14 protein-coding genes and 1 riboswitch are annotated in these 12,246 nt (G+C 35.9%); of the genes, 7 read left to right on the top strand and 7 right to left on the bottom strand.

Translation table 11 applies throughout. The features are described from left to right. Positions 1-38 precede the first annotated feature (38 nt). Positions 39-1,319: a hypothetical protein gene (locus tag I862_RS00525; protein WP_038537707.1), complete on the top strand. Its 1,281-nt coding sequence runs from the start codon at positions 39-41 to the stop codon at positions 1,317-1,319. A gap of 244 nt (positions 1,320-1,563) precedes the next feature. After that, positions 1,564-2,100, top strand: a complete 537-nt coding sequence (locus I862_RS00520; protein WP_038537704.1) for a hypothetical protein — start codon at positions 1,564-1,566, stop codon at positions 2,098-2,100. A 64-nt stretch (positions 2,101-2,164) separates the two neighbouring features. Here I862_RS00520 and ribH read toward each other — a convergent pair whose 3' ends face one another. The 4 genes from ribH to ribD are packed head-to-tail and all read right to left on the bottom strand — an operon-like array spanning position 2,165 to position 5,505. Next, complete coding sequence (ribH, locus tag I862_RS00515) at positions 2,165-2,611, bottom strand: 6,7-dimethyl-8-ribityllumazine synthase (protein ID WP_038537702.1); 447 nt, start codon at positions 2,609-2,611, stop codon at positions 2,165-2,167. 7 nt (positions 2,612-2,618) lie between these two features. Continuing rightward, the gene (locus I862_RS00510) at positions 2,619-3,821 is read right to left on the bottom strand and encodes a bifunctional 3,4-dihydroxy-2-butanone-4-phosphate synthase/GTP cyclohydrolase II (RefSeq protein WP_038537700.1); all 1,203 of its coding nucleotides are present in this window, start codon (positions 3,819-3,821) and stop codon (positions 2,619-2,621) included. Between the two features lie 2 nt (positions 3,822-3,823). Next, positions 3,824-4,432 (bottom strand): riboflavin synthase, encoded by a 609-nt coding sequence (gene ribE / locus I862_RS00505; RefSeq protein WP_038537695.1) that lies wholly within the window; start codon positions 4,430-4,432, stop codon positions 3,824-3,826. Between the two features lie 8 nt (positions 4,433-4,440). Then, positions 4,441-5,505: a bifunctional diaminohydroxyphosphoribosylaminopyrimidine deaminase/5-amino-6-(5-phosphoribosylamino)uracil reductase RibD gene (gene ribD / locus I862_RS00500; RefSeq protein WP_052646265.1), complete on the bottom strand. Its 1,065-nt coding sequence runs from the start codon at positions 5,503-5,505 to the stop codon at positions 4,441-4,443. A gap of 94 nt (positions 5,506-5,599) precedes the next feature. Continuing rightward, positions 5,600-5,758: riboswitch (FMN riboswitch) on the bottom strand. A 141-nt stretch (positions 5,759-5,899) separates the two neighbouring features. On the opposite strand from ribD, the gene I862_RS00495 reads away from it, so the two are divergent. Continuing rightward, positions 5,900-6,364 carry a DUF6314 family protein gene (locus tag I862_RS00495; RefSeq protein ID WP_038537693.1) on the top strand — a complete coding sequence of 155 codons (465 nt, stop codon included), beginning with the start codon at positions 5,900-5,902 and terminating at the stop codon, positions 6,362-6,364. A 10-nt stretch (positions 6,365-6,374) separates the two neighbouring features. Here I862_RS00495 and dapB read toward each other — a convergent pair whose 3' ends face one another. Both dapB and I862_RS00485 read right to left on the bottom strand, forming a co-directional pair. Next, positions 6,375-7,187 carry a 4-hydroxy-tetrahydrodipicolinate reductase gene (dapB, locus tag I862_RS00490; protein ID WP_038537690.1) on the bottom strand — a complete coding sequence of 271 codons (813 nt, stop codon included), beginning with the start codon at positions 7,185-7,187 and terminating at the stop codon, positions 6,375-6,377. Between the two features lie 5 nt (positions 7,188-7,192). Beyond that, entirely contained in the window at positions 7,193-7,735 is a 543-nt protein-coding gene (locus tag I862_RS00485; RefSeq protein ID WP_038537687.1) for an LOG family protein, read from the bottom strand. 15 nt (positions 7,736-7,750) lie between these two features. Here I862_RS00485 and I862_RS00480 point away from each other — a divergent pair, with 15 nt between their 5' ends. The 4 genes from I862_RS00480 to I862_RS00465 all read left to right on the top strand — a co-directional run bounded on the left by I862_RS00480 (position 7,751) and on the right by I862_RS00465 (position 11,158). After that, on the top strand, positions 7,751-8,524 hold the full coding sequence (locus I862_RS00480) for a phosphatidylserine decarboxylase (protein WP_267880533.1): 774 nt from the start codon (positions 7,751-7,753) through the stop codon (positions 8,522-8,524). Between the two features lie 7 nt (positions 8,525-8,531). Beyond that, positions 8,532-9,305: a CDP-diacylglycerol--serine O-phosphatidyltransferase gene (gene pssA, locus I862_RS00475; protein ID WP_038537681.1), complete on the top strand. Its 774-nt coding sequence runs from the start codon at positions 8,532-8,534 to the stop codon at positions 9,303-9,305. Between the two features lie 65 nt (positions 9,306-9,370). Next, positions 9,371-10,213: a transglycosylase SLT domain-containing protein gene (locus I862_RS07725; RefSeq protein WP_052646264.1), complete on the top strand. Its 843-nt coding sequence runs from the start codon at positions 9,371-9,373 to the stop codon at positions 10,211-10,213. A 69-nt stretch (positions 10,214-10,282) separates the two neighbouring features. Continuing rightward, a complete protein-coding gene (locus tag I862_RS00465) occupies positions 10,283-11,158 on the top strand; it encodes an aminoglycoside phosphotransferase family protein (protein ID WP_052646263.1) in 876 nt (291 codons plus the stop codon). Between the two features lie 273 nt (positions 11,159-11,431). Here I862_RS00465 and I862_RS00460 read toward each other — a convergent pair whose 3' ends face one another. Continuing rightward, entirely contained in the window at positions 11,432-12,241 is an 810-nt protein-coding gene (locus I862_RS00460) for a 3'-5' exonuclease (protein ID WP_038537678.1), read from the bottom strand. Positions 12,242-12,246 lie beyond the last annotated feature (5 nt).

The following is a 12,246-nucleotide window of genomic DNA, read 5'->3' as shown; positions in this document are numbered from 1 at the left end:
TATACCTTTATATATATTAGATATATGGGGGTATATCCATGAAAAGAAGCGATGGTGATAAGGAAAATAAAATTATTCAAATTCCTGAAGAGAAAAGCATTGGCCGTGTCCGTAACTTTGTTAAAGCAATTCTACCTCGCGGCATGAGGGAAAGTATTCTCGGCTTTGATAAAAGCGATGTAGATAGGTTAATTGAAGATTTTAGAAAAGCTAAAGAACCTGAGGAAAAGGCAAGAGCAGTAAGAAATATTGTTAATAATCAGGATTTGATACCTAAAGAGTATAGTCACTTCGTCAAGCTCGCTAATCATATGAATAAAACAAATGAATTTATGGCTAAAAATATGATCGTAAAGCCTATTTCAACAAAAGTAGAAAATTCAGTAGGCGGGCTTTCACCTGATAAAGCTAAAGATGCCGAGGAACTGGAAGGGTTTATGCAAAACTTAAAAGCGGGGAAAACTAAAAGCCTAATTTCAGGTTTAGGAGAAGATCTGATTATTCTGAATGATATGATGAAAATTTTAATCAACTCGGTTTATGAAGACCCTTCCAGAAGTGATTATCAAAGGGCAGTCAAGGGAGTTGAAAATAACATTATCAAAGCTGATAAAAACGGAGCAAGCACCCCTGAACAGCTTAATGCACTAAAAGATTTAATTATAAATAAATACCCGCTTGCTATGCATTTAATATCTTCCGAAAAAGACGGTAAATCCGCTGACCATGTTAGCTTATTAAAATACGGGTCGTACTTTCATGAAAAAGATCCTCAATTTGTTAATCGCTGGGAAGAACACCAAGCATTGCAAGAAAACTTTAAAGATATGTTTAAGGAATTTGTTGAAAGCGGTATGAAAAACCCGAATAAGTTTGAAAAGAATATGAAACTAGCCTCTAACCAAGTTGCGGAAATTTTTAAACAAGACCTTGAAATGATACCTCCGGATAAACTTTCAAAATCTAAATCAAAAGAAGAAATTATAGAAAAAATTGAAAATCTCCAAAATGAATTTAATTCGGAAAAGCTTTACTTAAAAGAGACTTTGAAAAAAGCCGGAACTGTTCCGCTGGATCAAGCACAAAAACATGAAGTCGGTAAAGAAGTCCCCCTTGATGAACTACCGAAGCAGAAAGCAAAAAATCAAGTTCCTTTAGATGAACAGCAAGCAAGTGAGAAAAACACTAAATCGCAAAACTCTAAGAGTGACAAGCAAAAACCGCTGGATGAAACTCAAGAGCATGAAACAAATAAATGGACGAAGAAAGTAAGCGGTGAAAGACGTTCTCAAGAAGTTAAAATAGGTAGCCAAAGGTAAGTGCGAGGAGGCAACCTCTCGCCTCCATTATCCTTTAAAAGTTTGAATAAATTTTAGCATTCCTCATGCCGCATCAGAACATTTGACACCCTTATTCAGGTTCAAATCATCCCAAAGCCGACTCATAAGCAACCAGCATAAAAAGATTAGTATGTTAATTTTAACAAATATTTAACAGCATTTTATTTGTTATGTTCGTATTTATTATATATAATTCACTTGAATCAACTAATTAATTTATAAAATGAAAAATAATATTATTAGTCTTAAGAATGTAAGCCATCTGAGCCTTGCAGCTTTAGCTTTACTTGAAGTTAACAACCTTGGAATAATTTCATCCGAGTTACTAAGTTCTTACTCTACAACTTATTTATATCCTGCACTTGCAGCTGGTACAATAATTCTCGGAGTTTTAAACACCTACCTATCTGCCAAAACCATTGACGAATGCTTTGATAACTACCGTAACCCTCTTGCTCAGTCAGCAGTACAAGATTTTAAAGATAACGATCTTATTAAAGCAATAGGAGATAATTTAGTAAACTTTACTCCTATTGCTGCTTTCTTCTTACTTACTACTACCACTCACAACTTAGGTTATTTCCCCTTATTATGCTTTACATCAATCCTACATTTGAATTTAGTAGTGTTTAACGATAAGGCTGATGCATTACTTAAAACTTATATTCCCGAAGAGGATCTTAAGCTTTATAATCAAGATACTTTTGCTTCAAGAGTACTAAATAAATTGTCTTCAACCATAGGCTTAAATATAGCGTAGGTAGTGATAAATCAAAAACCCAAAAAAGGCGTAGAAAAAATAAGTAAGGACAACTCAACCTTTTCTACGCCGCTTTAATTATTCGGATAAATTTTAACATCTCAACAGCCGCATCGGCACATTCTGCTCCCTTGTTTAAACTTAAATCATCCCCTGCTCGCGCCAAAGCCAGCTCATAGGTAGGCACGGTTAAAACTCCGAAAATAATGGGGATTTCTTGCTCTAAAGCTACCTTTTGACAGCCGTAGTTTACCTGTTCGCAAACATATTGATAATGATCGGTATCACCCTTAATTACCGCCCCGATACAAACAATCGCATCAACATCTTTTTTCTTAGCAAGTAGCTTACTTGCAAGCGGAAGCTCAACCGCACCCGGTACATAAAATAAACTGATATTATTTTCATATACTCCATACTGCTTTAGCTTTTCTATACAAGCTGAAGATAAGCTATCGGTTATCTCGGCGTTAAATCTACTTTGAACTATAGCAATTCTGTAATCTTTCATTTTAATCCTATTTTAAAATATGTCCTAGAACCTTTTCTTTAGTCTCTAAATAAGCTTTGTTATGCTCATTTATAAAAACCGGCACCGGTTGCCTTTCAACATCAGCTACTCCGTTTCTGATTAATCCTTCAACTTTTTTAGGGTTGTTGCTTAGAAGCTTAACTGAAGTAATACCGAAATGCTTAATAATTTGTGCGGCAATCAGATATTCCCTGGAATCCACTGGAAAGCCGAGCTCCTCATTCGCTTCCACAGTAGTAAAATTATATTTCTCCTGAAGTAAGTAAGCTTTAATCTTCGAAGTTAGCCCTATACCCCTACCCTCTTGGTCAAGATACAGTAAAATACCTCCGTTTTTGCCTATTTCCTTAAGCCCGTATTCAAGTTGTTTTTGGCAATCACATCTGAGCGAATGAAAAATATCTCCCGTTGCACATGAGGAATGTATTCTTACCAATGCTTCATTTTGGCTTTCTTTTAAGTTACTTAATGCTATATGCTCCTTATCATCAATTTCAGTTTTGAACACGCTGATTTTAAAATTTCCATATTCGGTCGGAAGAGAAGCAGAAGCTTCTTCGCTAACTATAGTTTCATGATATATTCTATATTGATAAATATCCTCAATAGAGATTATCTCCATATTATGCTTAGCAGCAAACTCATTAATCTGAGTTCCTCTCGTCATCGTGCCGTCTTCATTCATAAGCTCGCAAATTATTGCAGTCTCATCTAAATTAGCAGCTTTCATTAGGTCAATAGCACCTTCGGTATGCCCTCTCCTTTTAATTACCCCAAGCGGTGTATATTCAAGCGGAAACACATGCCCAGGTTGGCTTATATCTTTTGCGGTGCTTCCTTTATTACATAAGGCTTTAATCGTGGTTGTGCGATCTTCTGCCGAGACACCGGTCAAAACCCCGTGCCTTGCTTCTACCGATGTAGTAAATTTTGTTTTATTACGGCTGGTATTTTCAGATTCATTTACCATAAGCTTTATTCCAAGCTCATCAAGCCTTTCCTTGTGCATAGGCACACATATAATACCGCTCGTATATTTAAGCATAAAGGCTATTGCCTCAGGCGTCACGAATTGAGCGGCAAGTATTAAATCTCCTTCATTTTCTCTATCATGATCATCAACTAAAATAACCATTTTGCCGGATTTTAAGCTATCCAAAGCTTTGCTTATAGTCTTAAATCGGTTCATATTTAACTTGCCTTACTCAATAAGTTATTTTGCATAAAGTTCCACATATATTTCGCCATATCATCAACTTCTAAATTTACTTTTGTGCCGGCTTTGTAAACTCGGGCGGCAGTATTATTTACCGTATGTGGAATCAACCCTACGGTAAAATATTTATTTTCTACACTAATAATAGTTATACTCATCCCGTCAATAGCAATTGATCCTTTCTTAATCAGATAAGGAGCAATATTTTCCGAAACCGAGACTTTAATGATTTTAGCATTACCTTCATCATAAATTTCTTCAATTACTCCGATTTCATCGACATGCCCCTTAACTAAGTGCCCCTCAATACGGGAACTCAATTTCATACATCTTTCATAATTAACTATACTTCCGGGCTTAAGATCACCTAAAGCGGTAACATTTAAAGTCTCTGGCATAAGATCAGCGACGAATTTGTAATTTGTTAGTTCAGTAACCGTAAGGCAAACTCCGTTTATAGCAATACTACCCCCGATTTTTAAATCATCTAAAGTTTCTAAGCGCTCTAATTCCATAACACATGAGTTATTATTTAAAGTTTTACTTAAAAGTTTAAGCGTTCCTTCGACTATGCCGTTAAACATACTACTCCTCATACATTTGATTTTATAAATATATCATTACCCATAGCTTGAAAACCAAACGGCTTAAGGGCAAGTTTTTTAGGTAAATCCGCAACTATGTAAGGTGTTATATAAGCTTCAACTCTGTTTACACACCTAGCCTTAAAAAATGATGCATGCACTTTGCTTCCTCCTTCTACGAGTAAGCTGGTGATCTCTCTCTTGCCTAGCTCGATAAGCAAAGCTTTTATATCAACTTGCTCATTTTCATCACTCTCAGTAACTAACACCTCAATATCTTTAGAAGAAATTTTTTCTATTTGCTCAACACTCACCTTATTTGTAGTAACTATTAAAGTTTTAGCTTTATCCTGATCCTGTAAAACTTTTGCCGATAGCGGGAGGCTTAAATCGTTTGATAATACAATCCTTAACGGATTATTATTACTATATACATCACTTCTACAGGTAAGCAGCGGATCATCCTCCCTTATAGTATTAGCTCCAACCAATATTGCATCAACTTTTGCCCTGCTCAAATGCAGATGCTCCAATGATTCTTTTGAGCTTAGTTTTTTATTATCATGAACGCTTGTTACCATCTTACCGTCTAACGACATTGCCCACTTTAATATAACAAAAGGTAGCCTTGTTTTTTGATAATGAAAAAATATTTCATTTAATTTCAAAGCTTCATTTTCCAGAACACCGGTAATTACTTCAATACCCGCCTCTCTTAGCATCTCAATTCCTCGCCCGGAAACCTTTGGGTTCGGGTCAAGAGACGGAATAATTACCCGTTTTATCTTTGCTTTTATTATAGCATCCGTACAAGGAGGCGTCCTATTATAATGGCAGCAAGGCTCTAACGTGACATACATATCGGCATCTTTCGTTATTTCGGGAGTAGATTTTCTAATCGCAATTATTTCAGCATGAGCTTCACCCGCTCTTTCATGCCATCCTTCACTTATTATATTGCCCTGTCTTACAATTATACACCCGACCATAGGATTAGGAGAAACAGTATATTCCCCTCTTTGCGCAAGCTCGAGAGCTTTTTTCATATAATATAAATGAGTATTATCTTCCACTTAAAAACCCTTAAAACTTTTGTCGTCACCAAAAGAATTAGGCAGAGAATAGCTTGCAAGGTTAGCGCCTTATACAAGATGATATATATCCAACTACTGCCTTCTCCCATCCGGACTATACCGTCGGCTTCGGATTTACACCGAATCTGCTTGTCCTTAAATAGTTTAACCTACTTAAGCGCTCGTGGGCTTTCCATTGAATTACAATGAATTTACCACCGGTAGGGAATTACGCCCTGCCCTGAAGACTTATTTAAGTTTAGTCAATAATTGAGTTTGTGTGCTATGTCAATTATGTTGTTACAATATGATAAGAATATTATTCTTATCAGCCATTGTGCTTTGAAATTAACTTAAATATTATTGAAACACCAATAAATTTGAAGACTAAATTGTGCATACAACTAAAATATTTGATTTACTAAAAGGTAATTGGTATTTCACCCGAACAATAAAAGGTAAACCTTGGTCAGGCAGAGTAATTGGAGAAGCGAGCTTTACCGCCGGCAATACGGGCAAGAATCTCTCTCTTCTTTATAGAGAGAATGGAGAGCTTATAACTGATAATTTAACCTTGCAGGTATATAAAGAATATATATACATATATAAAGATTCCAAAATAGAAATATATTTTTATCATAATGGGAAACAAGGTGATTTATTTCATATAATAAAATTTGAGGATACCAAAGAATCCACATACCCATGGCAAGCTAAGGCTTCACACCTTTGCGGATCTGATAACTATGATACAAAGTATATTTTCCATAACAACAAAGAAAAATTTGAGATTAAGCATACGGTTAAAGGAGTAAGAAAGGACTATATATCAAATACTGTTTTTAAGAGAAGTGTTTAATATATCTTTATTACTTGGTGTTTATATAGTCCTCAACGGTATATATCTTACCCGGAAGCTGTGTGCTAGCCCAATATGCAATTTTAAAGGCATTCTCGGCATAAACTTTGCGGTTATACATAGTATGGGATAATTCAATCTTTTCATTGGAAGAGGCAAAAATCACTGAATGCTCCCCGACTACACTTCCTCCCCTAAGAGCTGCAAAACCTATACTCCCCTCCTGCCTAACCCCATTAGATCCCGATCTATTCAAAACTTTAGAATCTTCAAAATTAATACCTCTGCCTCTAGCGGCAGATTTACCGAGCATAAGAGCCGTGCCGGACGGTGCATCAACTTTATACTTATGATGCATTTCAAGTACTTCGATATCGAATGACTTATCAAGGAGTGCGGCAGCTTTTTCAGCAAGCATTGATAGTGTATATATTGCAATACTCATATTAGGTGACCAAAACAATACTGTTTGCTTAGCTATCTCAGTTAGTCGTTCGAATTCATCCTGATTAAATCCGGTAGTGCCGCAAATATGAACAGTCTTATATTTATTAGCCAATTCAGCAACTTTTAAGGAATAACTAGACTCGGTAAAATCAATTATTACATCGGCATTTTTGATAATATTTCCTATATTATCCGAATATGCGACTCCGATAGATTTGTTTTCTATAGGGTTTATAATTTCTATATCCAGTAAATAGCTTGAGTCTCTTACACTTGCCCCTATCAGTTGGCACTTATTATGCTCCATTTCTTCAAGAGCGACTTTAACCAATTCCTGCCCCATTCTACCTGAAGCACCGATGATACCAACTTTCATTAACTTTAATAACCGAGTTTAACAAATACGTCTTCTAATGTATCAGCTATTTCATAAGTATCTCTTGCATGAGTGCGAGCAAATTTCTTATTAATAATTTCCTCACAACAATCAATTAAGCTCTGCCAGAAATTATTATAATTACATATAATAATCGGCTTATCATGCTGCTTAAGAATTTTTAAAGTAACAACTTCAAATATTTCATCAAGTGTTCCGAACCCGCCGGGAAGAATTAAAAATGCATCGGATTTTTCGATCATAAGCTCTTTACGCTCAAACATACTTTTTACAAAGATAGTGTTATCTAAATTTGTATTCAAAGGCTCAAGGTCATCAAGAAGTTTCGGATAAATTCCGACTACCTTACCCCCCGTATCGGTAACCGCTTTTGAAACAGCGCCCATCATACCGGTTCTACCGCCGCCGTATACTAAATCAATACTTTTGGAGGACATCATCTTTCCGCACTCTGCGGCAAGATCAATATACTCTTTATCTACGCTGTCACGCGCCCCACAAAATACACAAACACTTTTAATTTTCATATATTCAACTAATTTATGTTAAAATTTCTTTGTAATAAGCTTACCATTCTGATATATAGTAAACACGAAATAACAATATATACTAAGAAGTCGATGATTGAAAGCATAAAAGATTTTATTCCCAGTATTCATAAAGAAGGCTATGTTTTTATCCTTATATTTATTATAATTACGCTTGTTTTGTTCCTAATCTCACAAAAATTAGGTTGGATTGGTGTTCTTCTAACTATTTGGTGCGTATTTTTCTTTAGAGACCCTGAAAGAGTTACTCCGATTGAGAAGGATTTTGTAGTAAGCCCTGCTGACGGCCTTGTACAAAGAATTACTACCGCAAAACTGCCTCCTGAGCTTGAAGGCGGAGATGAGGAATATACCAGAGTAAGTATATTCTTAAATGTATTTGACGTGCATGTGAATAGGATTCCGATCGAAGGTGAAGTTAAGATACTACATTACCATCCGGGCAAATTTTTCAATGCTTCCCTTGATAAAGCAAGTGAGCATAATGAAAGACAATCTATTTTAATTGAAACCCCAGAAAACAAACTTGTCGGTGTTGTTCAAATCGCAGGGCTCATTGCAAGAAGAATTGTTTGTAATCTAAAAGATAACGAACAGGTTAAAACAGGTGAAAGGTTCGGTATTATCAGATTTGGCAGCAGAGTTGACGTTTATTTACCGAAAGGCATTGAGCCGCAAGTAATTGAAGGCCAAAGAGTAGTCGGCGGAGAAAGTATTATAGCTAACCTTGAAGGTGTTCAAAACAAGAGAATCGGCGAAGTAAGGTAATATTAAAGTGAGTAGAAAAAGACACAAGCCCAGCTTGCAAGTTCCGATACAAAAATTATTTCCTAATATGATTACAATTTTAGGGTTATGTTTAGGTATTAGTGCAGTAAGATATTCTATTGACTCAAAGTGGCAAATTGCAGCCGGGCTTATTATTGTTGCAGCGTTTATGGATGGTCTGGACGGTAAAATTGCCAGGCTATTGAACAGCACAAGTCCTTTCGGCGCGCAGCTCGATTCCCTTGCGGATATTGTGAGCTTTGGAGTAGCACCTTCTATTGTAATTTATACTTGGTCATTGCATGAAATTCCTTATAAAGGTGTCGGTTGGGCAGTAGTATTGTTTTATATTACCTGCTCGGCGCTAAGGCTTGCAAGATTTAACGTGCAGGCAACCGATAAATTGGGAGCAATCACTGCACAATATTACTTTTCAGGTATACCAATGCCTGCTGCTGCAGCATTAGCATTAACTCCTATGATTTCGAGCTTTGAATTATTAGATATAAAATTTTCTCCATGGATTATTGCCGCTTATATGTTCGTAATCGGTATTCTTATGGTAAGCAGTGTACCGACTTTTTCATTTAAAAAGATAAATATTAATAGAAAATATGTTACCCTAATGCTGGTTAGTGTAGGATTATTAATTGCAAGCATGGTACTTGAGCCGTGGATAACTTTACCGATAGTAGGATTAACCTATCTTTTGTTGATACCTTTAAGTACTTTCCACTACTACAAATATTTTAAAAAGAATTATCTGCATAACCAAAAGTGAATAAATAACCCGGTCGGTAATTTTCTGCCCCCTTAGTTAAAATTAGTTTTAACCGGCAAATAATTATGCTAGATTTTAGTTATATTGAAGAGAATTATATAAGTAATATGGGGTTTTGGGCAAAGGCTTTCTTTATCGCTATATTAAGCGTGATATATTTAAAGGCAAATGCCTCTTATAATTCATATGATGCGCAGCAATGCAGTGTTGCTATTAAATATTATGAAAATAAATATGATATCCCGGAAAGTTTACTCCATTCAATTGCTATTATTGAATCCGGAAGATGGGATAAAAGTGCTAAAAAATTTTACCCTTGGCCTTGGGCAGTCGGGATAGAAGGCAAACCTTATTTTTTTGAAAACAAATATAAAGCTGTAAAATTTGTTAAAGAGCAAATGAGGAAAGGAGTACGCAATATTGATGTGGGATGTAATCAAATTAATCTACACCACCATGGAAAAAATTTCTCTAATATTGAGCAAGCATTTAACCCTGTAATAAACACCAACTATGCTGCTAATTTTTTGAAAAACCATTATACTAACACCAAGAACTGGGAATTGGCAGTAGCACGATATCATTCTCATACTCCTCACTTAGGTGAAAAATATGCAAGTAAAGTAATTACAAGATGGAAATTATTCCTTCGTGAAGCTTTACCCGTTAAAACAGCGGAATATAAAAAAGAGCAAGGTGAAGGTAATAAGAAACCTTTATTAGTGTCCAAAGTAAGATCCTCATCTTCTCCTATAACTAATAAGCCAAACATAAATAGGCAAAAAAAACTGGAAAGGTCAAAAGAAGGCATTATAGTTTTCTCAAGAAATAAGCTCCCGATAAACAAAGATCAAACGGGCAACCCTGCAATAGTTGAAATTTCAGAAAGGGTATTAACACAATATTAACCCTTATTAAGCATAATATTATGCTTAATAACAGCAATTCAAGACTTGAGATAAAAGGAGTATAAAATTATGGCAAAAATGCATGAAAATGAGCTTGAAGTAGATGAGTATCTTGTCCATAAGCTTCTTAAAAGCCAATTCCCTCATTGGGCTGATCTGCCCTTGGAAGCCGTAATATCAAGCGGTACGGACAATGCGTTGTTTCGTTTGGGTAGTGAGTATGTCGTTCGCCTCCCTCGGATTGATTGGGCAACTGAAAGTATTAATAAAGAATACGAGTGGGTTCCCAGGATTTCCCGATTTTTAAAAGTACCAATCTCTGAACCTTTGTTTAAGGGTAACCCCGATAAGTCTTATCCTTGGTCGTGGATTATAGCCAAATGGCATGAAGGTCATAATCCTGATTTTGAAAATGGAGATGAATATGGGCTGCTTGCTCAAGATTTGGCTCACTTTTTAAATGGGCTACATGGGATAAAGTTAGCTAATGGTTCATTTTCTAGACGTGGTATTCCCTTAAAAGAATTAGATATAGAAACAAGAGAAGCTATATGTAAATTAGAAGGAGAAATTGATATTCCATCCATAACTTCTTTATGGAGTCAGCTATCAAATACCACACCATGGGGAAAAGAGCCTGTATGGGTTCATGGAGACTTTTTACCGGGGAATATTTTAGTTCAAAATAATCGCCTAAGTGCAGTGATCGATTTCTCTGACGTGGGTATAGGTGACCCGGCTTGTGATCTGATTATCGCTTGGAGTTTGCTTAAACCACATTCAAGAAGAGTCTTTAGAAATAATCTGGAAAATATTGATGATAACACGTGGAAAAGGGGTCGAGGTTGGGCTCTGTCAATCGCACTAATTATGTTGCCTTATTATAAGAATACAAACCCTATTTTAGCTTCATTAGCAAAGCGAATGATAGAAAATGTGTTATAGTAAATTAAGTTGTATATATAACACGTTTGTAAAAATAGAATAAGTTGAAGTTAATATTGTATAACTAAAAATTGAGAAACCGGATACTAAATAATATAGTAAGAAGCACGCGCCTAGCCGCCATTTATGGCGCGTACTCGTATAAATGACTATCTCATTTATACGTAAACGATTAGTTTAATTTTTTATAGTTTAACTATGCTCCATGTATGTAGGATATTCAACTTAATACACTATATAAGTTGATTATTACAAAGTGCATAGAAATTACATTTAATACTTACTCAGCCACTCATCCAGGAAAAGGGTAAAGTTTGGCTTTTCTTCGGCTTTACTTTGTAGAAATGCTATTAAATCTTCAATGCAGGTATCATAGGAATTGCCGCTTAATTTCCCGATATGATGCATATGCCTTAGATAAATCAAATAAGTATTAATTACATCAAGTTCACAATAATCTCTGATTTCTTGGATTTTATTCTGATTAAACAATTCACTTACTTGCGAGCCGTCAACATCAATTTTCCCCGGCAACCCTAAGAGCGCACAGACTTCGGACATTCTTACCTTAGCTGAAACACCATAATCCGAAAGCGCGTCCAAAAGGTCACAGTGCCAGTCATGACTATATCTGCTGTTATACCCATTCCATTTATCACCGCTCTGGTGCAACCACTTAGCCTGCACTCCATAACGCATAGCTCGATATTTCAGCACCGGTAAGTCAAAGCTTCTGCCGTTAAAGCTGACCAATCTTGCTTTTAAGGTTGATAAGTATTGAAATACTCCCTGTATAAGCTCCTTTTCAGTAGATTCTGCTTTTCCGCCTGATCTTATATCTTTTAATACATAATACTCCCCACCCTCTTGATCATGGTGTATCTCTGCTTCCAAAAAACTTATGGCTGCCACTTGATGAAATAGCTGCCTGATGAAACCGTTTTTTCCTTGCGTTATATCAAGATGATATTGAGTTAGAGCTTCCCCAAGCTCTGCTTCAGGGGTACCACTGCCAAGCAGATTCCTTGCTGAAATGAGATCAGGCACAGTTTCAATATCAAAAACAAAAAGAGTTTTTAGCATTCTTC

Source organism: endosymbiont of Acanthamoeba sp. UWC8 (assembly GCF_000730245.1).
Classification (GTDB): domain Bacteria; phylum Pseudomonadota; class Alphaproteobacteria; order Rickettsiales; family Midichloriaceae; genus Jidaibacter.
Note: the sequence above shows the minus strand (reverse complement) of the source record. Positions and strands in the feature narration are given on the sequence as shown.

Coding starts and splice junctions, on each gene's coding strand:
- I862_RS00465 (WP_052646263.1), top strand. CDS start 10,283: ATGGCAAAAATGCATGAAAATGAGCTTGAAGTAGATGAGTATCTTGTC.
- I862_RS00485 (WP_038537687.1), bottom strand. CDS start 7,735: ATGAAAATTAAAAGTGTTTGTGTATTTTGTGGGGCGCGTGACAGCGTA.
- I862_RS00480 (WP_267880533.1), top strand. CDS start 7,751: ATGTTAAAATTTCTTTGTAATAAGCTTACCATTCTGATATATAGTAAA.
- I862_RS00525 (WP_038537707.1), top strand. CDS start 39: ATGAAAAGAAGCGATGGTGATAAGGAAAATAAAATTATTCAAATTCCT.
- ribH (WP_038537702.1), bottom strand. CDS start 2,611: ATGAAAGATTACAGAATTGCTATAGTTCAAAGTAGATTTAACGCCGAG.
- dapB (WP_038537690.1), bottom strand. CDS start 7,187: ATGAAAGTTGGTATCATCGGTGCTTCAGGTAGAATGGGGCAGGAATTG.
- I862_RS00510 (WP_038537700.1), bottom strand. CDS start 3,821: ATGAACCGATTTAAGACTATAAGCAAAGCTTTGGATAGCTTAAAATCC.
- I862_RS00520 (WP_038537704.1), top strand. CDS start 1,564: ATGAAAAATAATATTATTAGTCTTAAGAATGTAAGCCATCTGAGCCTT.
- I862_RS07725 (WP_052646264.1), top strand. CDS start 9,371: ATGCTAGATTTTAGTTATATTGAAGAGAATTATATAAGTAATATGGGG.
- I862_RS00460 (WP_038537678.1), bottom strand. CDS start 12,241: ATGCTAAAAACTCTTTTTGTTTTTGATATTGAAACTGTGCCTGATCTC.
- ribE (WP_038537695.1), bottom strand. CDS start 4,432: ATGTTTAACGGCATAGTCGAAGGAACGCTTAAACTTTTAAGTAAAACT.